Source organism: Spiroplasma endosymbiont of Crioceris asparagi, from assembly GCF_964020035.1.
Lineage (GTDB): Bacteria > Bacillota_I > Bacilli_A > Mycoplasmatales > Mycoplasmataceae > TIUS-1.
In genome coordinates, this window is record NZ_OZ026475.1 from 457,028 (window position 1) to 481,667 (window position 24,640).

A 24,640-nucleotide genomic window follows, 5' to 3' on the forward strand; every position below is an offset into this window, starting at 1 on the left:
CTCCTTATCTTGCAACCTTAACCATTGCGTGTTTTATAACTTTATCATGTATTTTATATCCATTTGCTGTGATTTCCACAATTTGACCAGATTCCATTTTAGGACTTTCAACTTGTTCTACAGCTTCATGAAAGTTAGCATCGAATTTGTCTCCAACTTTAACGATAATTTGACTTATACCATTACGTTCTAGAGCATCTTCAATTTGCTTAACAATCATTTCAAAACCAATTAAATAATTTTTGATCTCTGGACTATCTGGTGATGATGCAATTACTTGCTTCAACATTCCAATTGCTGGCAATAAATCTCCAGCAAGGAAACGACCACCATACTTTTTACTGCTTTCAATTTCTTTTTTAAACATTTTCACTGAATTACTTTTATCTGCAATTTCAAGTAAAATTTTTTCATTTAATTCTTTAACTTCTTGTTCAAGTTTTTTAATAATATCTTTATCAGAAATCACTTTAGTTTCTTGTTCATTTTTAGAATCTACATTTTGTTCATTTTGATTATTAACTTTTTGTTGATTATCATTTGTTTGATGTTGTTCTTGCTTCTGATTTTCTTTTAATTCATCTTGCTTTTTTTCATCATTTATATTTTTATTATTTTTTGCCATGCTACACCCCATTATCAAATTCGTTATTTATTTTATTTTTTAATCACTCTAAAACTTCTAAAGCAACATTGTATTGAAGTCTTTTTGGTCCAACCAATATTAAATCTCCAACTTTACCCAATTTAGGAGAATTAATTTTTTTACCAACCATTGCAATATCGTCATATTTTAAGCCATCTTTTTGACCGATAAGAATATTTGATTTTTGATGTTGTTCTGAACCGGTTTTATCAAACCATTGAAATGGTGAAATATTTTCTAGAACTTCAAGCATTTGTTTAATTTTTTCAGGGTTATTAAATTCAGGGTTATCTAAAAGATATTTCAAGCCACTTGTATTTTTTTGTGTAAATGAATTAGTAAACAATCCATCAAAAATGTTTTTTAAAACTAAATCTACTTTTTTAATTTCATGATCTAACAAAGGTTTTAATAAAGAAATTTTTTGTTCAATTTCTTCAATTTTTGTATTCACTAAACGTTCATTAAAAATTTTGATTGCAGTTTTAAAATCTTCAATTGATACTTCATTTTCAATTTTAAATACTTTATTTTTTACTTGTCCATCTGATAGTATACAAATTATTGTTGAAGTTTCTTTATCTAAAGGAACAAGTTCAATTCTATTCAAATAGACATTTGAATTAGCATCACTTGAAACAAACACAGTTGCTAGGTTTGTCATTTCGCAAATTATTTTGCAACTTTGATCAATAATGGTTGAAACATTATTCCCTCGTTTATTAAAAATTTTCTCAATTTCTGTTTTAATACTATCAATATTTATGTTCCCCATTAAATTATCAACATAATATCGATAACCAATTGTAGATGGAACTCTCCCTGAAGAAGAATGTTGTTTTTCTAAAAACCCCTTTTCTTCTAAAATGACAGATTCATTTCTTATTGTTGCAGAAGATATTTGAAAATCTAATAATGTCATTATTCTTTTAGATCCAACTGGTGTTGCTGTTCTAATATAATCATCAACTATAACTTTTAATATTGAATTTTGTCTATCGGTTAACATTGAAGCACCTCCTTATTATATTATATTTAGCACTTTAAATTGTCAATTGCTAATTTAAACTTTTTGCTTTACCGATAACAAATTTTTCTTCATTTACATCTATTAAGTAAGTTCTGCTTTCTTCAATTTCATTTGAAACAATTGCGTGAGCTAAAACTGTTTCAATATTTTTTTCAATATATCTTTTAATTGGTCTTGCACCAAATTGTGAATCATATGCGCTTTTTAAAATTTTATCTACTACTTTGTTTGAAAATTTAAGAGTGATATCTAATTCTTTTTCCACACGTTTTGATAATTCTTCTAATAAATTTTCAATAATTTGTTTTACAACAGGTTTTGATAATGAATTAAAAGTAACAATATTATCAATTCTATTTAAAAATTCTGGTGTTAATGAACTCAATAAATTTTTTTGAATAATTTCATCATTAATCATTTCTGGAGGAGTAGAAATTAAATAATCTGAAGCTATGTTTGAAGTCATTATAATAATTGTGTTTTTAAAATCTATAGTTCTTCCCATAGAATCGGTAATCATTCCATCATCTAAAACTTGTAATAAAATATTTAGAACATCTCGATGTGCTTTTTCAATTTCATCAAAAAGAATAATTGAATATGGATTTCTTCTCACAGCCTCAGTTAAACGACCTCCGGAATTATAACCAACATATCCTGGAGGTGAACCGATTAATTTTGAAACTGAGTGTTTTTCCATAAACTCACTCATATCAATACGAATCATTTTTTTCTCACTATTAAACAATAATCTTGCTAATGTTTTGGCAACTTCTGTTTTACCAACACCAGTACTTCCTAAGAATAAAAAACTTCCAATTGGTTTTTTAGGATCTTTTATTCTACTTCTACTTCTTAAAATGGCGTTTGTGATTGCTTTTAAGGCCTCATCTTGACCTTTTATTGTTCTTTTCATATTAGATTCCAAATTTAAAAGTTTATTCTTCTCTGACTCTAATAAATTTTCTAAAGGAATTCCTGTTCATTTAGAAACAATCGCTGTTATCTCATGTTCATTAACTTGTTCAGAAATTAAATTTGTTTTATTTTTTTCTTCTAGTTGTGATAATTTTTTTTCAAGTGTTGGTAATAAAGAATATTGAATCTCTCCAGCTCTTGTATAATTACCTGATGTTTGGCATAAATCAAATTCTGTTTTTAAAGAATCAATTGTTGAACGTAGCTTGGTAATTTCATTGTGTAATTTTTTTTCAGCTTCCCATTGTTTACTTAATGTTTCTTGAGTAACTTTTAATTTTGTTAATTCTTTAATGTTTTCTTTTAATCGTTCTTTTGATTTTTCATCTTTTTCATTTTGCAATGCAGATTTTTCAATTTCTAATTGCATCACTTTACGATTAATTTTATCCAAATCACTTGGAACTGTAGATAATTCTGCCTTTATAGTCGCACTAGCTTCATCAATTAAATCAATTGCCTTATCTGGTAAGAAACGATCAGATATATATCTATCTGATAAGTTGGCAGCTAACACAATTGCATTATCAGTAATTTTAACTTTGTGAAAATTTTCATATCTTTCTTTAATACCACGAAGAATAGAAATAGTTTCTTCCACACTTGGTTCTTGCACTAAAACTCTTTGAAATCTTCTTTCTAATGCAGAATCTTTTTCAATGTATTCACGATATTCATTTAATGTTGTGGAACCAATAACTTTAATTTCACCTCTAGCTAATTGGGGTTTTAATAGATTAGAAACATCCATTCCCCCACCAGTACCTGTTTTACCAGCTCCAACAATTAGGTGAAGTTCATCAATAAATAAAATAATTTCACCATTTTGTTTTTCAATAGCATTTAAAATTCCTTTTAATCGACCTTCATATTCACCCAAAAAACTTGCTCCAGCCATTAAAAGACCCATATCAAGTTCTAAAATTATTTTATTTTTTAAAGAATCTGGGACATCACCTTTATTTATTCTTTGAGCAAGTCCTTCAACAACAGCAGTTTTACCAACTCCAGGTTCTCCAATAAGAACAGGATTATTTTTAGTTTTACGAGAAAGAATTCTAATTACTCTAGTAATTTCATCTTCTCTTCCAATAACGGGATCAAGTTTACCTTCTTTGGCAACCTTAGATAAATTTCTAGTATATTTTTCCAATATATTTGGATCATTCATTGTATCTGTTCTTGTAAAATCCATAATTATCTCCTTTTAGCAATCACGACTTGTAATTGCTAATTTAATAATAATAAAAAAATTAGCAATGTCAATACTCAACTGCTAATTTTTTTATTATTAAACTTTTAGTTAATTTCTTCCGATTGGATTAAATGGTAACCCTCTTTTTCTTCTTAATAATAATCAAGGAATTACAATTATAAACAATAACACTGCAATAATTATTAATCATGTAATTAAACAAATTCTGTTTGTTCTTTTTTTAATATATCTAATTTCTTCTGAAGGTAAAATTTCATAACCATAATAAGAAATAATATTATTTTTTCTCATTTTTGTTCATACAATATTTCCAACGTGTCCGACTAGTGTACCAATTAATATTGCAATATTAATTGCTATTTCAGTTGAAAATGATTTTAAGCTTCCTAATTTTCAAAAGAAAAAGTAAACATCACTTCCAGCTTCATATCTGCTTTGCATACCATATAAAATCATTAAAATTATTGATCCTATAAAATAAATAGAAAACGCCAATCATGTTACATAAACTTCTCTTTTAATGAAGGCACGATAATTTTTAGTAATGAAATAAGGAATTGTTTCATTTCCACTAAAGATTCCAATTTGATATTTTCTTACATTGGCAAATAAAAAGGAAAAGTCAAACAACGACATTAGAATAACTCCAATTGATATGATGGTTAAAGGAATTGTAAATACAGGATAAACTACATCTGCTTTTTTAAAGCCTAATCAAATTTCACCTTGTTGTCATGTTCGATAATAACCAACCAACATTAATGCACTAAAGATTAATCCAACTGATCCAACTACAAGTCATAAAAATAAGCGCATTTTTTCTGCTCGTATTTCTCGACCAATTTGTAAAGGAATTTCAATATTAATATAATCTTTTTTTTCAATTTTTTGGTATGCGCCATCAAATTCATTAAAATCTTGTGGTTCAATGTATTCTTGTTGTTGATTATAAAATTGTTGATTTTGTATTTGAATATTATTTACATTAAAACCATATTCATTTTGAGGATTTTGAGGTTTTGCATCAAAGCCTTTAAAATTACTAAAATTATTAAAGTTATTATATTCAGGGACATAATCATATTCTTCAAATAAAGATTTAGAAATATTTTTCACAGGCAATTCTTTTTCTATTAATTGTTTTGGTTGTTGCTCAATATAAAAATCTAAATCTTTTTGTTCATATCCAGCTTGAATTTTTTGTTCTCTTGATTTAGTGGTACGTTGGTTTCTTGGTTTATAATAATATTTATTTTTTTGTAAATTTTGAACTAAATTATTTTGGTATGCAAGTGAGTTAAAAACTGGTTGTTGTGCGATAGGTTGTTGTACAATTGGTTGTTGAATAACTTGTTGTTGATCAGTTGGCAGTAAACCTTGTTGATTAAAACTAAAAGAAGCAACATCACTTTGGGGTTGCTGATTTTTATCCCTTAAAATATTATTAAGTATTTTCATAAGCCCTCATCACGAAAGGCAAATTAAAATTTATTAGTTTGCAATAATTTTTTTAACTTTAGAAATTTCTTTTTCTAAATCATTTCTTTTATTATTGAATTCCTCTAATCTTTTAAAATCTTTAATGTTGATTTCTTGTTTATCAAACATAATTGATTTTTGTGTTTTAAATAAAAACACAAAATAAAAGATTAGTGCAGAAAAAGCTACTATCATGAAAATCAATAAAAACACTCATGTTGAAATTGTAAAATCCATAATAATGAAATTTTTTGCCAGTAACATATTGCCACCTATTTTTTTATTTGCCTGTTAATTATTTATATGCATATCGCCCAATATACATATTTATTATATCTTTTTTTAAAGTAAATATTACAAAAAATAAAAAAATTGAGTTTATTCCCAATTTCTAATTATAGTTTCAACAATTTCATTTTTTCATTCTTCAATATCAACTTCATTCATAAAGAAATCATAAAACTCATTTTTGAATGAAATAATCATTTCAATATTAAAATCATCCACTTCAATGTCGTTTTGTTTTAAAAATGATAATAATTTTTCAGGAAGTTCAATTTCATAAACTCCTGATTCAATACAACTAATAGCAAATGTTTCTGTTTTTTCTTCATCAGCAAATATTGTATCTAAATTTTCTTTAATGTCTTCTTTGTTAATTTTAATTGTATTTTTAGCTTTGCTTACAATTACATCTAAATCTGTTTTTGATTCTTTTCCTTCTGTAAAAATTGCATGAATTTCTAAACCAAACATTGTGGTTGCTAAATAAAGACAAATATTAGAAACTAGTTCCCCGAAAATTCCATCCATTTCTTCTAATGTTAATTCATTATCTAAATAATTACTTATTACTTCTGCTTGTTTTTCTGTCATTTTACTCCTTAAATCTTTTTGGTTTTGGTGCACCAATACGTTTGTGTTCTGAAACGTTATGTAATTGTTCAATTCTAATTTTAGCTTCTTTAACTACTTCTTTATTATCTAAATAATCATCAATAACATCATATGAAAAACCAATTTCAGATTCATCAGTTTGATTTTCTCATAAACCAGCCGTTGGTTTTCTTTCAATAATTGATTTTGGTACTCCTAAAATTTCTCCCGCTTTTTTAACTTCACGTTTTAGCAGTCCTGAAATCGGTAGCAAGTCTACACCACCATCACCAAATTTTGTGAAATAACCAATATGTCATTCATCGAGATTATCTGTACCTAAGACTAAATATTTTTTAGATTGGCCTAGTGCATACAAAGTTGTCATTCTTAGACGGGCTCTTGAATTAGCTAAAGCTAATTTATCCAAATTAACTTTTGTTTTTATCAAATTTAACTCTAACTCTTTATATGTTGTTCCTAGATCCACAGTGACATTAACTAATTGATTATTATTTATCAATTCTTCTACACAATCATAATCCATTTGTGATGAATTACATGGCATTCAAACTGTTAAATAGTTATTAGGAAATGCTTTTTTAGCAAGTAATGAAACAACTGCAGAATCAATTCCACCACTTATTCCAACAATAACACCATCTGCTTTTGCTTTGTGTACTTCTTCTTTAATTCATTCAACTAAATAGTCTAAGTATTTTTCTAAATTTTTTTCCATTTTTACTCCAATTATTATTCTAATCCATCCATTCTAATTCAGTATCAAATATCTTAACAATATCACCTTTTTTAGCACCTTTTTTTCTTAAAATTTCATATGCTCCTGTATTTTTTATTTTTTCATTAAATAATAATAAATTGTCATATGTTGAAATTGGGGTTTTATGAAAAATATTATAAATTGTTTCTCCCGAAATTTCTCATTTTCCATTACCAAGATTCATTACTTTGATATCATTTGCACTATCAAAAAATTTATATTCTTTATATTCTTCAATGGGATTTTTTTCTAATGAAATATTATTTTTGTAAACCTCTAATGCATCACCAATTGCAAGTAATAATTTATCAAGATTAATTTTTTTTAATCCCGAAGTTTCAATAATTTTTGTTTTCTTAAATTTAGATTTAAATATTTTTAAGTTTTCACTAGCATATTCACTATCAACTTTATTAGCAACAATAATTTCTGGTAAACGGGTTAGATCTAATTTATATGATTCTAATTCTTTACGAATAATTTCATAATTCTTAACAACATCTTCAGTGCCATAATTACCAGTCATATCAATAATATGACAAATGATTCTACATCTTTCTACATGACGTAAAAATTGAATACCCAAACCCTTTCCTTGACTAGCCCCTTCAATTAAACCCGGTAAATCAGCTACCACAAATGTTCTACCTTGATTATCAATTGAAACACCCAATTGAGGATTAATGGTTGTAAATGGATAATCAGCAATTACTGGTCTAGAATTAGAAATAGATCTTAGCATTGTTGATTTACCAGCATTTGGTAGCCCAACAAAACCAACATCTGCCACAACTTTTAGTTCTGCTTTAATGTCATATTTTTGACCTAAATCCCCATTTTCAAAAATAGTTGGTGCTTTGTTTCTTGAAGTGGCAAAACGAGCATTACCTCTACCGCCTTTACCACCTTTTGCAATAGTCTCTCTTTGACCGTCTTTTGTAAAGTCAGCTAAAACTTTATTAGTTTTTACATCATATAAAATTGTTCCAACAGGAATTTCGATTACTAAGTTTTTTCCAAAAGCTCCATGCATATTTTTATTAGCGCCATTTTCACCATGTTCGGCTTCATAGACTTTTCTTTCTTTTAAATCAAGCAATGATGTTTTTCCTTCGTTAGCGATAAAGATTATATCTCCGCCCTTACCACCATCACCACCATTGGGGCCACCATTTGGAACATACAATTCACGTCTAAAAGAAACGGCTCCATTTCCACCATTTCCTGCTTTTATCGTAAATTTAGCTATGTCTACAAATTTCATGTTAGTTTGTTATTCCCATTTCTTCAAATAATTTATCAAAATATCTTTGTTTATCTTCATTAACTTTTATATTCATATTATAAGTTAATAAATCAATATTCATCATTTTTGCACATTCTTTAATAACTTTAAATGCAATATTAGAAGCATCGGCTTCATCAATTTCTTCGGGAAATAAACAAAATGTAAATTGATTAAATAATTGCAGCGATAAACTAGCTAAAACTGGTTCTTTATGTTGCAATGCTTCTTCAATAAGTTTTTTAACTATTTTATTTTTTTCATTGTATTTATTAATGTCAATATTTTTAGGGTTTAATTTAAATGTGGTATTTGCTTTTTTAAATTCAAATACATGATCTAATTCTTGTTCTGCTAAAACTAAAAATAAAAATGTTTTTGCTTCATCTGGATTATTATAATTTTTTAAATAAGTTATTAAAGAATCTAAAATTTTTTTTGCATTAAAATCTCTTAACTTAGAAAAAGCAATTACATGCAAATCTACTTTTTTTTGATCATTAATTATTTTATTTACTTTTTCTAAACTTCAATTTGATTTCAATTCTTGAGAAATTTTTTCCTGTTTTAAAATTGCTACTTCTTTAAAAAGTTTCATCATTTTTACTTCAATGTCTTTTGGAATATAAGGCATTTTTAATTCAACATTTAAAAGATCTAAAGCTTCATCAAATTTTGCTTCACTAATTAATTCTTCAATTTCTTCTAATATTTCTTCATAATAATTTTTTGCCATAAGTTTACCTAATACAATTATTATAAATAAAAAAGGGCCTGCACCCTACTTTTTATTTTTTAGTTGCTTTTTTAGCTGCTGGTTTTGCAGTTTCTTTTTTAGCTACTGGTTTTTTAGCGGCTTCTTTTTTAGCTGCTGGTTTTGCAGTTTCTTTTTTTGCTGCTGGTTTTGCAGTTTCTTTTTTAGCTACTGGTTTTTTAGCGGCTTCTTTTTTAGCTGCTGGTTTTGCAGTTTCTTTTTTTGCTGCTGGTTTTGCAGTTTCTTTTTTAGCTACTGGTTTTTTAGCGGCTTCTTTTTTAGCTGCTGGTTTTGCAGTTTCTTTTTTAGCTACTGTTTTTTTAGCGGCTTCTTTTTTAGCTGCTGGTTTTGCAGTTTCTTTTTTAGCTACTGGTTTTGCAGTTTCTTTTTTAACAACTTTTTTTGTTACAGTTTTTTTAGTTGTTTTAGGTTTTTTAGCTTTTTTAGGTTTTGCTGAATCTAATCTAGCCTTTTCTTTTGCTTGGTTTACCAATTGTGCTTTTTTAACTTGCTCTTGAACTTTAGCAAAGTCTCTTGCTTTTTTTCTTTGGTGAGCAGCTAATTTTTTAGCAGCTGTTACTGATTTAACATTTTCATTGTTTTTTTCTTTTTTATTTTCTGAAGTATTTGTATTAATTCTGTGGTGATTTAATTTTTCTTTAATACGTGCAGATTTTCCTGAAAGACCTCTAATGTAATAAATTCTCGCTCTTCTTACTTTACCCCTCTTTACAACTTCGATTGAATCAATAATTGGTGAGTGTAATGGTAGTGTTCTTTCAACAAATACACCATTTGAGTTTTTTCTAACTACAACTGAAAATGTAATACCGCTACCTTGGGTTTTGATAACAACACCCTCAAATGTTTGAATACGGTATTTTTTGTCTTCTTTAATTTTTACGTTAACTTTTATTGTATCTCCGGCTGAAAATTGCGGAAGATCATTTCTTAATTGAAATTCTTTAACGTCTTTAATAATTTCTGAATAATTCATATTATTTTCCTTTCTGTTTTAATTCTTGAATAAATTCAAGATCTTCTTTTGATAAATTAGCTTTTTCTAATAAATCAACTCTTTTATTAAAAGTATTTTCCAATCGACTTTTTCTTCGAAAGTCTTCAATATTTTTATGATGTCCTGATAACAATACATCTGGCACTTTATAACCATTATATTCAATTGGTTTTGTAAAAGCATCATAATCTAATAGATCATCTTCAAATGAATCATTAATAACTGAACCTTTTCGAATAACACCATCAACAAAGCGAATTAATGTATCACTGATAATCAAACTAGCTAGTTCGCCACCAGTAATAACATAATCACCAATTGATATTTCTAAATCAATATAATGTTTAATTCTTGCATCAATACCTTCATAGTGACCACAAATAATAATAATGTGATTATATTTCTGACTTCATTCAAAGGCAATTTTATTGTTTCAAGTTTTACCTTGTGGTGATGTTAATACAACTAATGAATCTTTTGTTTTTACACTCTCAATTGCTTTAACAACTGGATCAATCATCATCAACATACCATCACCGCCACCAATTTGATATTCATCAACTTGATTGTGTTTTAGGTTTGTAAACTTTCTAATATCTATAATTTCAACTTCAATTTTTTTAGCTTCAATTGCTTTTTTAAAAATTGAATTTGAAGTGTAAGAATCTATGATGTTTGGAAATAGTGTAAGAATTGAAATTTTCATTATATTAATCCTTTAATGTCTTTAACATTGATAATTTTATTTTTATCATCAATACTTGAAACAAATTCATCAACACATGGAATTCATAAAACTCTTGAATCAAGGTTTGCCCTTAGTGTTATATATGCAGAATTCTTAATAAAATCATCTACATAACCGATTTCAGATTTGGTTTCATCATGTATTTTATAACCAATATAATTTATAAATTGTGATTTAATAACTTGATTTGCTTTTATAAAAACTTCTTTATTAATTAAATTTTGAACTTTACCAATTGAATCATTGTCTTTTAATACAACAATAAATTTAATTCCTTTTTGATAAGTTCTTTCAACAATATAATAATCAAATTTGTTTTCATTTTTTACAAATAAAACAAAATTATTTTCAATTACATTAATATATTGTTCATCAATTACAAAAACTAAGCCACCTTTAATTCCGTGGGTTCCTTTAAAAAAACCTATAGAAACTAAATCTAATTTATTCATACTTATTATTTTTTAGTAGCTGGTTTGGCAGCGGGTTTAGCAACTGGTGCTTTTTTAGTAGCAGTTGAACTTTTAGCTGCGGCTTTTTTGGGTTCAGCTTTTTTAGTAGCTGGTTTTTTAGTAGCTGGTTTTTTAGTAGCTGTAGATTTTTTAGCAACTGTACCTTTTTTAGCAGTTTGTTTTAAATCATGTAGTTCTTTCATAACTCCATTTTTTGAAAGCAATACACGCACAGTATCAGTTGGTTGTGCACCATTTTGTAATCATTTAAGAGCAATGTCTTTTTTGATTTCTGTGTCTCCATTAATAGGATTGTATGTACCAACTAATTCAATGTATTGTCCATCTCTTTGAACTCTTGAATCAGTAGCAACAATTCTAAAAAATGCAGCTTTCTTTTTACCAGATCTTCTTAATCTTAGTTTAACCATTAATTCCTCCGTTAATAATTAATATAAATTATTCATTTATACAAATATAGTTATATATTTATTTTTAATAGGTGTCAAGTAAAATTACTTAACTTTCCTAAATTAAAAAAAAAAAAAAAATGAGGCTAACCTCATTAGTTTCTAAATGGCGCCCACAAGAAGATTCGAACTTCTGACCCTACGCTTAGAAGGCGCATGCTCTATCCTACTGAGCTATGTGGGCATAAAACAAATTTATAATAACATAATTATAAATTTGTTTAAATAAAATAAATTAATCAGATTTTAAAAACTTATTTTTTATATCTACTTCTTTTTCCAATTTATTTTTTTAGATAAGTGCGTTGCTAATTCTAAATATTTCTCACAATTAATTATATATTCTTTATTTTTCTTTGCCATAACATACATGTCACAAATTTTTTTATAAACTTCTAAAACGCTTTGTACCTTTTCTTTTGTTTGCACTGTATAGTTTATTGGATGTGGTCCAAAAACAATTAAAACATACTTAATAAATTCATCTAAACTTTCAAACACTTCAGTAGACTTATGATTTAAACCAATTAAAATGTTTATTAAATAACTTATTTTTATAAAGGCCCTCGATTCTAAAACTTCATCTAATGAATTTGGTTTTAGAGAAATAAATTCATCTATTTCAGATTCTAAAATAATAAACTTTGTTTTGCTAACAGCAGTGTAATTAATACTTCTTGAAAATTTATTGTTTTTTTCTTTTTTAAATAACTCTAAATGCTTTGTTCAATAATCAATTTTAGGAATGATAAATCTTTCTTCAATATATTCAGGAAAAGTTTTATGAGTCAATAACATAATTTTTATTTTTGAAAATACTGCCAATGCTGATTGCGTTAAATAAGTAATTTTTCTTTCATCAACATCAATATGATATGAACCTTTAGAATCAATATATTTATTTAACATGATTGAATTAAAGTTCATATTATTATAAGGAGAAAGTACAAATGAAGTATCTTTATCTTTTGTAATTAAAGATTTTTCATTTCTTGTTTTGTCAGCATAAATAAACATTGGTAAATAATCTTCTAAAATATCAAAAGCATCTTGTCCATCTTTAAGCATTGTGATTGCTTTGATATCTTCTTTCATTCTAATTGCAATGAAAACTGATAGTTGAAATAATGCTTTACGTCTTTCATCTTGTTTATAATTTTTTCAACGATATTTTTCGAAGTTTGCTAAAAACAAATTGTACTCTTCTTTATTTTCTAAAATTTCTAAATAGTCTTTCAAATACTTAACTTCTTTTTCTGCTCATTCTCTTCCATAATAATAATCATGTAAAAGTTTTTTTTGATCTAGTGTTGCTAACACATTACCATATAAAGTTGAAAAAGATGAGTTATTAACTAAATTCATCGCATAAATCATTGGAAAAACTTCTGATATTTTTAACTCATCATCGAATGCATGATTAACATCTCATTGAGTTATCAATGCCATTTCAGCAACATAAGCTCTTGTAATATTTTTTCATATGTAAAATTGCGGGAAACAATTTTCATTAATGTATGGGAAAAAAATTCTAGTAATTATTAATTCTAATTTTTTTCTTTCTTCAGTATTAGCTCACTTAATTTTATGAGGTTTTTCTTCGCAATCTTTATAAAAGGCATTATATAAATCTTCATAATTATCTAAAATATAATTTGAATATTCGATATATTCATCATTTTGAATAATTGATATACAAATACCACGATACAACATATATTGAAATAAACCATAATGAACAATTGGATATAGCCTATAAAGTAATTCTTTTTCAGTACTTACAATATATTTTAATTCGGCATCATTTTTAACCATGTAGTGAAGACTAAATCAAAATAAACTAGAGTTTATATCTTCTTTTCTCATGTTTTACCCCTTTAATATAACTATTATAAATGTTTATTAATTAAAAAAAGTCATTTAAATAAAAAAAAGTTTTGCAACTTTTTATTTTTTAGCACTTCATTTAAAAGTGAATTTATTAATAATAAACAATGCCGCAATAATTGCTAATGCTCCAACAGCTGGTTGTCATAGTTCATTAAACTCTGTAAAAACATTACCATTGTTTGCATGAACTATAAAACTATCTTCATTAATTGCGTGATTATAAACCCCTGCTGCATATTTTAAAGGAATTAAATATGTCACGATATGCATAACTTTTGTTGTTTCCACAATATTTAAAGGTAACATAATTCCTGCTAAGAATAAATTAATAAAGTATATTAACATTACGATTCCTTGCATTGATCCTTCATTACTGCTAATTCCTCCTAGGAAAGAAGAAATTGCAATACACATTAAAACAACTAATACAATTCCCAAGATAAAGCTAAGCGCATTAATGTGCCCTAAGGCATCTATAAATGGTTTGCCCCCTAACATTAATGCAAAGGTTAATTGCACAGCAATTCCACTAAGACCGGCCAAAAAGTAAAATAAATATAATGTTAATAAAAATTTTGTTTTACTTAATCCAGCAGTTTCTAATCTTTTTAAAAAGATAGAATTTTTTCAATTAACAAGTGAAGGCGCAAGTGAGGTAACAATTGTTAATGCAGGAATTAAAGTGTAAGCAAATAATAAACTAACTTTAGCTTGTTTATCATAAGTACTTCCCATTGTGTAATAGAATAAAATCATAAAGAAGATTGGCATAAAGTATAAGAACAATGGTCCTCTCACTTCTCTAAAAAATGATTTACCTATTACTAAAAATAATTCTTTAAATTCAGGTCATCCACCTTTTATCTTAAATTCTTTCATATTATATTAACCCCTCTTCAAAATACTTATCCATTAATTTTCTAACTGAGCCATATTCTTTTTTAATATCTTCAACAGATTTATCTAATAATATTTTTTTATCACCAATAATAATTGCTCTTGTACATAGTTGTTCTACTTCTTCGGGATTATGAGAAACAATTAATAATGTTTGATTATCTTTAATAGTACTTTGTTTGAAAAAATTTAAAATTTTAAATTGTAGTCTCATATCTAAACCAGTTGTTAGCTCATCAAGAATTACAACTTTTGGTTTGTTTAAAACAGATAACATTGCATTAAATCTTTGTTTTTGACCACCAGACAATCTATTTAAATTTCTTTTAGCAAATGTTCCAATTTCAAAAACTTCTTCTAGTTCTTTTTCTCTTTCATCATTAAAGTTTGGAAAAACTGCTTTATAAAATTTAATTATGTCATATGCAGTAATACCTTTTGGTCAAATTCCTTCTTGAAATTGAATTCCAATTTCTTGTTTTAAATTACCATCTATATTAATTTTAATTTCACCACTTGTTGGTTTTGAAGTTTGTCCGATCATTTCCACAAATGTTGTTTTACCAGCCCCATTACCACCAAGAATAGCCACACGTTCTTTAAATTCAATATCAATGCTAATATTTTCTAAAATTTTTGATTGACCAAAACTTTTAGATAAGTTTTTAATTTCTATAACCTTTTCCATTGTTAACTCCCCTTACTTGTTAAACTATTTTTTTATTAGCTCATTAATCCAGCTTCATATAAATCTTTAAAGTGACCTGGTACTTCTTTTAATTCATTAAACGTTCCGATTTGAGCAATACCTTCATTTTTTGAAATTACAATTATTTGATCAACATTTTTAATAGTTGATAATCTATGAGCAATTGAAACAGATGTTCTACCTTTCATTAACTCATTAATATTTTTTTGAATTTCTTTTTCAACGATGTTATCAAGTGCAGATGTTGCTTCATCTAAGATTAATAATTGTGGATCTTTTAAAAACATTCTTGCAATAACTAATCTTTGTTTTTGTCCACCACTTAACATAAATCCACGTTCACCAAGAATAGTATTGTAACCTTCTGGTCAAGAATTAATTATTTCATGTAAGTTTGCTTTTTTAGCAGCTTCAATAGCTTCTTCATCAGTTTTTTCACCATTACCATATTTGATATTATCCAAAACTGTTCCAAATAAGATTTGTGGTTCTTGTTCTACATAACCAACATGTTTTAAATATGTTGATAATTTAACATCTTTTAAATCAATTCCACCATTGATTATTACACTACCAGCTGATGGGTCATAAAATCTTAATAATAATTTAGCAATTGTTGATTTACCACTACCTGTTTCTCCAACAAAAGCATATGATTTACCTTGCTCAAATGTAAAGTTAAATTTTGGTAAAATTAGTTGTTCTGGTTTTTCTGGATATCTAAATTCTAAGTCTTTTAAAATAATATCTCCTTCAATTTTATCAATGTAAATACCTTTACCTTCTTCATAAAATGGATTCATTCTTGATTTAGAACCAATTATTTCTTGAATACGTTCAGCACTAGTTGACGCTTGAATTATTCCAAATACTAAACGAGTTAATTGCATGATTGGCCCAATCATAGTTCCCTGACTACTTATAAATGCTGGTAAAACAATTGCAATTGTTTGAGGATCATTATTATAAAATAAAGCTGCAGAAATAACAATTAAAATTTGAATTGAAGTAATTCCCGCAATTAAAACAGTTATAATGATTGATTGTACTAAAATCATTGTTTGTGATTTTTTAAAATAAACTTTATGTTGATCTTTAAAACGTTCAACTTCTTGTTTTTCTGTACCACTTGATTTAATTAATCTAATAGTACTAATTCTATCAGTTACATCACCATTAATATTGGTAATTTCTTTTCTAACGGCCATTACTAGTTTTCTGGCAACTCCAAATGTTAAACCTAATGTAACTACTATTACTAGCATTGTTCCCAATACAACTCATGTTAATTTTGCATCAATTGTAAACATCATAATCAATGATCCAAAGAATGTTACAAATGCATTAATTGCTGTAACAGGAACTTGTTGAGTTTGTTCTCCAATAATTTGTGTATCAGAAATAATTTTTGTTAATATTTCCCCAATTTTTTTATCAGAATAATATGAGATATCTTGTTTTACTAATTTTTCTAACGCGTTGTTTCTTAATTCAATTTCAACACTTCTTCCAATTCTACCTGCAACAAAGTTTGATAAAAAAGTAAACACTGCCATTAATATCAATAATCCTAATTGTAAATAGATTCAAGTTTGTCAAAACATTTTCAATCCGAATAATTTTGTATAGTAGTTAATACCATCATCTGAAAAAATTGTCATTTTTTGAACTGGTACACCTTCTGGGGGTAATGGTGAATTATTTTTATTTGATGTGGGTGCTGTCAAAATTAACATAATATTTTGAATTATTTTTGGTGAAAATATTCCACATAGTGCAGATAAGATTACCAAAGTAAATAAAAATGTTGTTAATAATGGTCTTTTTGATAAATACGTAAAAATTATTTTAAAAAAAGATGATGCCTTTTTTTTACTCTTAAATTTAACTTGTTTTTCATTATTCATAATGTTTATCCTTTTCGTTATTTTCTTTTAATATTTCGTTTGTGACATTTGTCATTTTAGTGATAAATTTAATAAAATTTTCAATTTCGTCATCTTCAAAGTGATCTAAAATTGCAACTCAATTACTTAATAATTTAATAATTTTTTTCGATAAAACTTTTCCACGATTTGTTAGAATAATAAATTTAACATTATTTTCTTCTTTATATTCTAAAAGTTCTTTGCTTTCTAATGACTTAACTGTTCGCGACACTAAAGCTTTATCAAAATAAAACTGTGTTGTAAAACTTTTGGCTGGAACTTTAAAGTTATTTTCTGCAATATATTTTAGAATGAAAAAATCAGCTTTGTTTAAATTTATATCAATCTCACCCATTTTTTGTGTTCAATATTTATTTATTACACTTCTAAATTCATGCATTATATTATTAAGCATTTCAAATTTTTCTTCGTTTGTTTTTTCCTTCATATTAATCACTCTTTCAAATTGTAATAAAAAAATGTTGACAAGTCAACAATTTTTTTATTTTTTTAATTTCCCATAATTTCTTGTAATGGAACTTTTTTCAATGATCTAAATACCATAATAAAAGTTATTAAGAAAATTGCAAATGAGATTAATAATATTGCAGGAATAATTCACCAAGAAATTGTTAATGGCACTAAGAAACCAACTTTTAATAACACTGCTGGTAATGCATCGGTTATTAATAAAATAAGGATTATCATTGGGGTTATTGTAGCAACTATTGCTGTTGGTGCCAGAATTCCCAATACAACATAACTTACTTCTCTTTTTGTATAACCAAGAACTTGCATAAATCCAATAAAAGTTCTAAATTTATCGATAAATAATTTTGCAACATTATAGATTGTGATTAATGAAAGTATTATTGCTCCAAAAATAAAGATTATTCCAATAGAATATGCACTTTGTACTAAATTAATAAATGCTTGTTTTTCAATTTCAATGTAATTTGTTTTATTAATTAAAGGTTTTAAATTAGCATTAATATTTTCAGTGGCATTATTACCTAAAGTTGTTGTAAATAATTGTCTAGTTATTTGATCAACAATTTCTGTTTCATTACTTAATTTTGCATTAGATCAAATATTAATACCATTTGCATAAGTTTCATCTGGATTGGAGTAACCCAAGACTTTATTTGCATCTTCTTGTTTCATAATTAATCTTGATTTATCATAAATTTTTTCAAAATCTATAATTTTAAGTTTTTGCGGAGATTCTTTTACTGAAGTATCGGTAACAATCAAATTGTTTTGTAATGCTATGTTTCATCATGAATTAGTTCCTGATGCTAATGATAAAGATGATAATTTTGCAAAGTTTTTTGCAGTGTTATCATATTTTCTAATATCATATGCTCTAATTTTGTAACTATCAGAATTATCATCTGTTCCAATAAATACATTTTCAGCTTTTTTGTTGTCATCAAAAAGTGTTTTATAATCAACATTTTTAGAATCTTTTATATCATCTTTTTTGATAACCCCAAGATATTCTAAATACTCAACTCCAGTTTTATAAAAATTATTTGCAAAAGTTTTATCAGCCTCTAATAATTTTTTAGGAACAGTCAAGTATACATCTTGCATTTTAGTATATTCTGAATCTTCATTATCAATTTTATTAATGCCCCTTTCTAAATAAGTTGTTTTAGAAGGATTAAATTTATTTGAAAATAAATAATTTTTATCTTGTTCTTCTTTTCCTGAAGTTATATACTGTCAACTTCTTGAATCATTATTTAAAATTGTTGTTTCTAAACTAGACTTATCTGAATTAAATTTAACCAGATTATTAGGTACTTTAATTGTTATCTTGTCACCCTTTTTAAATCCTTTAGCTCTAAAATTTTCAGAAGCAAGCACAGGGATTTCATCACCAGTTGAACTTAAACTTGCAAAATGTTTTAAGTTAATACCATTTGTTGCCCCATTTTTTGGAAGACCAAATATTTGTGTATCAAGAGTTTTTTTGCCACTTGAAGCCATTCCAGATGAAGTTGTATAAATTGTATCTTTTTCATTTTGATTTACAGGCACATTAGAAAAAGAAAATAAGAAATTTTTAAATGAATCCCCATAGTTATCTTGTTCTCATTTTTCTTTAATTGTTGAGTTAATCAAGTTTCCTGAAATTAATGCAATTGCATATTCATATTTATTTTTAAATGGTTTTGGAATTGATTTAATTGATATTGAATCTTGTCCTAACAATTTTGGTAACATTGTAGTTGCAAAATTATCTAATTGATATGCTATTGAATTATTATCACTAGCAGACTTACCATCAACTTTAGCAAGATCATCCATTAAACCTACCGATAAATTAACACCTTTAAATGTTGTTAAATTGTTAAAAAATAATTCATTAAATTTATTCAATAAATCTGTTTTGTCTGTTGTGTTAAAAATATCTTTATTGTCCTTAAACAATTTATAACCAAATGTAGAATTTTCTTGAACATCATCTTTATTTTTGTAATCAAAATAACCAACTCTAGATAATGGCACATTTTCATAAACATTCTTGTAATTGTAATCATTTTTAAATTTAATATTTTCATAATATTCTTTTTTTACATTATTAACGGTTGTTGGAATAATAAATGAAATTGTAAAAATCGAAGATGCTACAAATAATATTGTGAAAAGAATTGATATTTCTTTTAGCGAACTTGTGAATAAAGAATTTCTTAATTTTGATAATGGTTTTTTTGTTCTTAAAAGGCTATTTAATTTAGATGAAATTGATGAAGTATTTTTTCCAACACTAGTTTCAAATAATTTTAATGCCGGTAAAGAAATTATTTGTCTAGATACCAAGAATGAAATTAAAATAATTATTACAAAGTAAAACAACATTTCTGATAAAAGTACTTTTATATTAAATATCGTTTCTACTTGAATATTAAAGTATGTTCCAAACGTGTTTAATATTGTTGTTTGTAAGAAAACACCGCCCAATCAACCTATCGGAACAATTAACAATGATGGAACTGTCATAAATAATAAGAAATTTGCATATAATACTTTGTTAGAAATTCCCAATGATTTTAAACAGCCAATTTGTCTTTTTTGACCCTCAAGAATTTTTTTAACAATATTAAGCATTACAAATAAAATAACAAATGTCATTATTAAAACAGTTACTATACTTATTAATAAATAAGCGCTAATTGATGAGCCAAATAAGTTTTGTCGTGCTGAAATAGTTTTTGTAGTTTTTTTGTCTTCTATTGAAACATTGTTTTTTATAGAATCTTTTAACAAATTGCCATCTATATTTTTAATATCAAATTTTTCATTATTAATAATCGAATTTATTTTATCTAATGAAATAAAATTATCAGCCAAATACAATTTATAAATATTAATATCATTAATTTGACTTTTTTTATTTCCAATGTGTTGCATAAACATTCTTGAAACATCTTGAAATTTTTCATTATCAACCAATTTTGCTTTACCACTAGTATTGTCTTTATAAATTGGATTAATTGAATTAGAAAATGCATTTTTAAAATCAACATTGTTTAAATAGAATATTGCTTGTCGATTTTGATCAGGAATTATATCATCATCATATATTGTTGGATATGAGTTAAATGAATCAACCCCCGTTGCATCAAATGTAACTTTATAATCTATATCTGGAAAAATATTATATTCATTACCAAAAGTTCATGGTTTTTTATGGTCATTAGAAATGTCGGGATAAGTTGCAGAAGAAACAAATGTATTAACACCATATTGAACTAAACCTTCAGGTTTTTTGCTTTTATATATATGTAAACCTACATTTTCATTAAACTTAATTGCTTGTTCTTCACCATTTCCTGAATATGCTGAAATGTATCGAAATTTCTCTCCCAAACTATTTCACATAACAGTTTGTTGAATATCTCTTAAATTAAAGTTTGATAAATCACCAACTAAATTGTAATATGATTCAAAAAAATCGCCATTTGTAATAAATTTTTTTCCAAAAGATCATGATGCATCAACTGAAGCTTTTGTCATAAAATTATAACTGGCATCAAAATCTCTAACTAAATAAACACCGTTTTTTTCAAGTGAATTGTAAATATCATTAAATTTCTTACTTTCTTCACCATTTCTTAAGCTGGCGAAATCCCCATTTTCTTTTGAACCCAACACATATGTGTCTTCATTATTTGATGAAACTATTTTTCCAAAAACATTGTTATTGTCATTAAAAAAATCATTAATTTCTGGTTTGTTTCAATCAATAGAATCAATAAATCTATTTTTAATAAGTGTTGTAATACTTGAATTATTTAAATAGAACATGTAATTAAAAATATGATCTATCACATTTTTTTGTAACATTGAAGCTGATTGATAGTCTTTTATGTTTCTTAAATCAAATTTATTATATAAAAAACCAATTAATGATTTTTGAAAATATTTAGAATCAAAATTAAAATTATATATTAAACCAAAGTTTCCATTTTTTACATAACTGAATTTAGTTTCATTTGATCAATTAATTATAAAATCACTATCTTGTAACTTTTGGTTATTGCTTTTTAATCTAGCATATAATTTATGACCAGAGTTTTCATCAAAATAACTATCGCCCTCTTCACTTCTATGTTGATAATCTATATAAACAATTGGATCACTATCTCCAAAACCGGTATTTAAAAAATAATCTTTATTTAAATATCCACCAACATTATAAATTGAACTATCAAAATATTCTTCATTAGTATTTTCATCTTTTAATCATTTAAAATTTTTTGTATCAAAATAAATAGCATTGTTGTTCGATTTAGCATCTTCCAAACCATTTGATATAGTTAATGTTTCTTTATTTGAGATATTTTTTGAGTCTGTTAATTTTGTATTAAATGCATATCAAGGTGATATGTTTTGCGTATCATTTGATGTATATGATGTGGTAGTCATTTTATAAGAATATTCAAAATTAAACTTACTTTCATTTAATTGATTTTTTTGTTGAATCAAATAACTTGAAGTAACAATTAAAATTGTTGTAAATACAGAAATTAACAAAAGCAAAAAAATATATACGATAAACTGTATATATTGTTTTATTAATTGTTTTAAATTATTTTTGAAAATTAGAAACATAGATTACCATTAGTAAATATTATAAAATCTTTGCCCTTTGTCATTAGTTGCATCACATTTTGTCATAATTCAATAAGGTCTTTCTGAAGTACCAATATTTTTTCATTGTACATTATATTTAAAGTTAACTTTTTTATAATCTTCAATATTTCCTAGTCCGTCATAATTTTTTAATTTTTCTTCAGGTGTTTTACCAAAAGAATCATCTAAATTTTTTAAACCCATAACCCCTGTTTTTCTATCAGAATCTAGAGCATCATTTTTAATATCTGGTTTTTCTGTTTGATATGGATTGAAATTATTTTTTGCTAATTCTTTTGAAGTAACTCCATCATTTTTAGTTACTTTTGAAGCCATTGATGTACTATCACCATTACCAGTGTAATTAATTTCAAATTCTAGTGTATTTCCTGAATCTTTTGAATTATTTTTTGTAAAATGAATTTTTGATTTAGTTCAATAATCATCTTCTGTAATGTATTGTAAAATATTTTCAAATGGTTCTTGCATTTGACTATTAACTTGATTTGTTAATGAATTTAATAATATTGAAATTGCATTGTCTTGTGATTTTTTCTCAATTCCAGACATATCTGAAAATCCATTATAAAGCTTTTCAATTAATGAATCCTTAGAAGGTTTTCCATTATTATAACCAAGAACTTCATTCATAAATTGCACTTTAGTTGTAGGATCTAGACTTGTAAATGAATTTTTATTTTGAGGATCTAATTTTTGAATTGTTTTTGATATTTCACTATCATTACCTTTTTCATATGCTGTTATAAAAAATTTTAAAATTCCTGATAATCCTGTTCAAAATTGATTTCATTTATCTTCATTTGCAAAAGCATTTGCAATTGATTCTTTAATATAGCCCTTAGCTTCTCCATTTATATTGTTAAATATTGAATTTTTTGTTTTATCAGTTTCTTTTAAAGAATTTAAAAATATTTCTTTATTTTTTGCATCTGATAAAACTTGTGAAACAACAGAAAATAATTCTTGTAGCCCTTTTACTCCACTTTTTTTATTATCTGCTGCAAAATATTCTTCCATTGTTGGGTGAACTATTCCTGCCAAACCAGATTTATAATCATTTTTTAAATCCTTTGTAATACCTTCAAACTCTTCTTGTTTAACTAATGTAGTTTCTAAAGCATCTAAAAATCAATATGATAATTTTGTAGTTATCATTCTTGCATTGGGCGCAAAAATGTTACCAATATTACCTTTAAAAATTGGAAATAAGTAGTCAAGAGTTGAAACTAGATTTTTTAATCCATCTTCACTATTATTTATAGAACTAAATAAACTAGTCAATTCTGTTCCATTAGAAATAACGTTTACACTACCAATTGTGTTAAACAATTTTGCACCTGCTGTATCAAATTTTTGTGCTTTTGTAAAGAAATCATCAGTTATTGTAGCTCCTATTTCTCCTGATTGATTTTTTTTATTTACATCTCCAATTTTGTCTAATGTAATACCTTTATTTTTTCAATAATCATCATTTCTTAATTTTTTTGAAATATCAGAACCAGATGCACCTTTATTCGCAATTATAGTATTGTAGTAAAGTCAACCACTACCATTTGTATAAGCCGGAGTTTTTGTTGCTGGTCCACCACTCGCTGATGTACTTTGAGCGCTATCTCCCATGTAACCTTTATTCAACAAATAATTTGTTAATGGTCCAGTATCTTGAATACCTCATGACATATCAGCTGTTGTTGGATCTAGTGTCATGTCTTTTGAATACCCAGCATAATAACCCTGTGCTTTTCCACCATTTATTTTATTGTCTGTTGCATCTTGATTAAAAGTATCTAAAAACCCATCTTTTCCATCAGGATTTGTATAAAATTTGTCATTATACATTTTCATAATGTAACTAGCATATGACCCACCATATCCATCTTGATCCATTTTATTAAAGATTGGTGCTAAATTTTGTGCATAGTTACTTACTTTAGCAAATGAAACAGTTTTTCCATCATGTTGAAATGTTTTTGGGAAAAATTCTGCAGTCATTTTAGGTGTTAATAAACTAGAAAGTGTTTCATTTAAATTTATATTTAAATTTTCATGTCTAGAAGTTAAAATAACTCTTGACATGAATTCTAGTGAATCATAAGTATTTTTTAAATTATCTGTTAGTTTGCTATATGAATCATCTGATGAATTATCTTTTTTACCATCATCTTTGGTTTTATCTTTACCGCATGAGATTGTAGTAATGATTGGAGTTGATATTAATGCTAATGCCATAAGGCTTGATAATAATTTTTTCATAATTTTAATTCTCCATTAAGTTTATATAATTGTAACTCAATTTTTAACATTTTCAAGAAAAATA

General features: G+C 26.0%; 19 protein-coding genes, 1 tRNA gene and 1 pseudogene. All 21 read right to left on the minus strand.

Going from position 1 to position 24,640, the window contains the following annotated elements:
- Positions 1–4: 4 nt before the first annotated feature.
- Positions 5–625, minus strand: a complete 621-nt coding sequence (locus AACL01_RS02150) for a nucleotide exchange factor GrpE (protein WP_339022411.1) — start codon at positions 623–625, stop codon at positions 5–7.
- A gap of 1 nt (position 626) precedes the next feature.
- Positions 627–1,655 (minus strand): heat-inducible transcriptional repressor HrcA, encoded by a 1,029-nt coding sequence (hrcA, locus tag AACL01_RS02155; RefSeq protein WP_339022413.1) that lies wholly within the window; start codon positions 1,653–1,655, stop codon positions 627–629.
- A gap of 49 nt (positions 1,656–1,704) precedes the next feature.
- Positions 1,705–3,849, minus strand: a complete 2,145-nt coding sequence (locus tag AACL01_RS02160) for an ATP-dependent Clp protease ATP-binding subunit (RefSeq protein WP_339022415.1) — start codon at positions 3,847–3,849, stop codon at positions 1,705–1,707.
- Between the two features lie 108 nt (positions 3,850–3,957).
- Entirely contained in the window at positions 3,958–5,328 is a 1,371-nt protein-coding gene (locus AACL01_RS02165) for an MSC_0882 family membrane protein (protein ID WP_339022416.1), read from the minus strand.
- Positions 5,329–5,361: 33 nt separating this feature from the next.
- Positions 5,362–5,613 (minus strand): TIGR04561 family membrane protein, encoded by a 252-nt coding sequence (locus tag AACL01_RS02170; protein ID WP_339022417.1) that lies wholly within the window; start codon positions 5,611–5,613, stop codon positions 5,362–5,364.
- Positions 5,614–5,727: 114 nt separating this feature from the next.
- Entirely contained in the window at positions 5,728–6,225 is a 498-nt protein-coding gene (locus AACL01_RS02175) for a hypothetical protein (protein ID WP_339022419.1), read from the minus strand.
- Position 6,226: 1 nt separating this feature from the next.
- Positions 6,227–6,964, minus strand: coding sequence for an NAD(+) synthase (gene nadE / locus AACL01_RS02180; RefSeq protein ID WP_339022421.1), 738 nt, complete (start codon positions 6,962–6,964; stop codon positions 6,227–6,229).
- 19 nt (positions 6,965–6,983) lie between these two features.
- A complete protein-coding gene (gene obgE / locus AACL01_RS02185; protein WP_339022423.1) occupies positions 6,984–8,270 on the minus strand; it encodes a GTPase ObgE in 1,287 nt (428 codons plus the stop codon).
- Position 8,271: 1 nt separating this feature from the next.
- Positions 8,272–9,027 carry a DUF3196 family protein gene (locus AACL01_RS02190; protein WP_339022425.1) on the minus strand — a complete coding sequence of 252 codons (756 nt, stop codon included), beginning with the start codon at positions 9,025–9,027 and terminating at the stop codon, positions 8,272–8,274.
- 673 nt (positions 9,028–9,700) lie between these two features.
- Positions 9,701–10,042 (minus strand): annotated as a pseudogene (rplS, locus tag AACL01_RS02195) (50S ribosomal protein L19); the annotation flags it as partial.
- A gap of 1 nt (position 10,043) precedes the next feature.
- Positions 10,044–10,769 carry a tRNA (guanosine(37)-N1)-methyltransferase TrmD gene (trmD, locus tag AACL01_RS02200; protein ID WP_339022426.1) on the minus strand — a complete coding sequence of 242 codons (726 nt, stop codon included), beginning with the start codon at positions 10,767–10,769 and terminating at the stop codon, positions 10,044–10,046.
- Positions 10,769–11,263, minus strand: a complete 495-nt coding sequence (locus tag AACL01_RS02205; protein ID WP_339022427.1) for a hypothetical protein — start codon at positions 11,261–11,263, stop codon at positions 10,769–10,771. Before AACL01_RS02205 ends, trmD begins: the two co-directional genes overlap by 1 nt.
- 5 nt (positions 11,264–11,268) lie before the next feature.
- On the minus strand, positions 11,269–11,694 hold the full coding sequence (rpsP, locus tag AACL01_RS02210) for a 30S ribosomal protein S16 (RefSeq protein WP_339022428.1): 426 nt from the start codon (positions 11,692–11,694) through the stop codon (positions 11,269–11,271).
- A 146-nt stretch (positions 11,695–11,840) separates the two neighbouring features.
- Positions 11,841–11,917, minus strand: a tRNA-Arg gene (locus AACL01_RS02215).
- An 83-nt stretch (positions 11,918–12,000) separates the two neighbouring features.
- On the minus strand, positions 12,001–13,599 hold the full coding sequence (locus AACL01_RS02220; protein WP_339022429.1) for a hypothetical protein: 1,599 nt from the start codon (positions 13,597–13,599) through the stop codon (positions 12,001–12,003).
- Positions 13,600–13,680: 81 nt separating this feature from the next.
- Positions 13,681–14,502: an ABC transporter permease gene (locus AACL01_RS02225; RefSeq protein ID WP_339022431.1), complete on the minus strand. Its 822-nt coding sequence runs from the start codon at positions 14,500–14,502 to the stop codon at positions 13,681–13,683.
- 1 nt (position 14,503) lies between these two features.
- Complete coding sequence (locus AACL01_RS02230) at positions 14,504–15,208, minus strand: ABC transporter ATP-binding protein (protein ID WP_339022433.1); 705 nt, start codon at positions 15,206–15,208, stop codon at positions 14,504–14,506.
- A gap of 35 nt (positions 15,209–15,243) precedes the next feature.
- Positions 15,244–17,136 carry an ABC transporter ATP-binding protein gene (locus tag AACL01_RS02235; protein WP_339022435.1) on the minus strand — a complete coding sequence of 631 codons (1,893 nt, stop codon included), beginning with the start codon at positions 17,134–17,136 and terminating at the stop codon, positions 15,244–15,246.
- Positions 17,129–17,605 carry a hypothetical protein gene (locus AACL01_RS02240; protein WP_339022437.1) on the minus strand — a complete coding sequence of 159 codons (477 nt, stop codon included), beginning with the start codon at positions 17,603–17,605 and terminating at the stop codon, positions 17,129–17,131. Before AACL01_RS02240 ends, AACL01_RS02235 begins: the two co-directional genes overlap by 8 nt.
- Positions 17,606–17,667: 62 nt before the next feature.
- Positions 17,668–22,281 (minus strand): ABC transporter permease, encoded by a 4,614-nt coding sequence (locus tag AACL01_RS02245; protein ID WP_339022439.1) that lies wholly within the window; start codon positions 22,279–22,281, stop codon positions 17,668–17,670.
- Between the two features lie 9 nt (positions 22,282–22,290).
- Complete coding sequence (locus AACL01_RS02250; protein ID WP_339022441.1) at positions 22,291–24,576, minus strand: hypothetical protein; 2,286 nt, start codon at positions 24,574–24,576, stop codon at positions 22,291–22,293.
- Between the last annotated feature and the right edge of the window lie 64 nt (positions 24,577–24,640).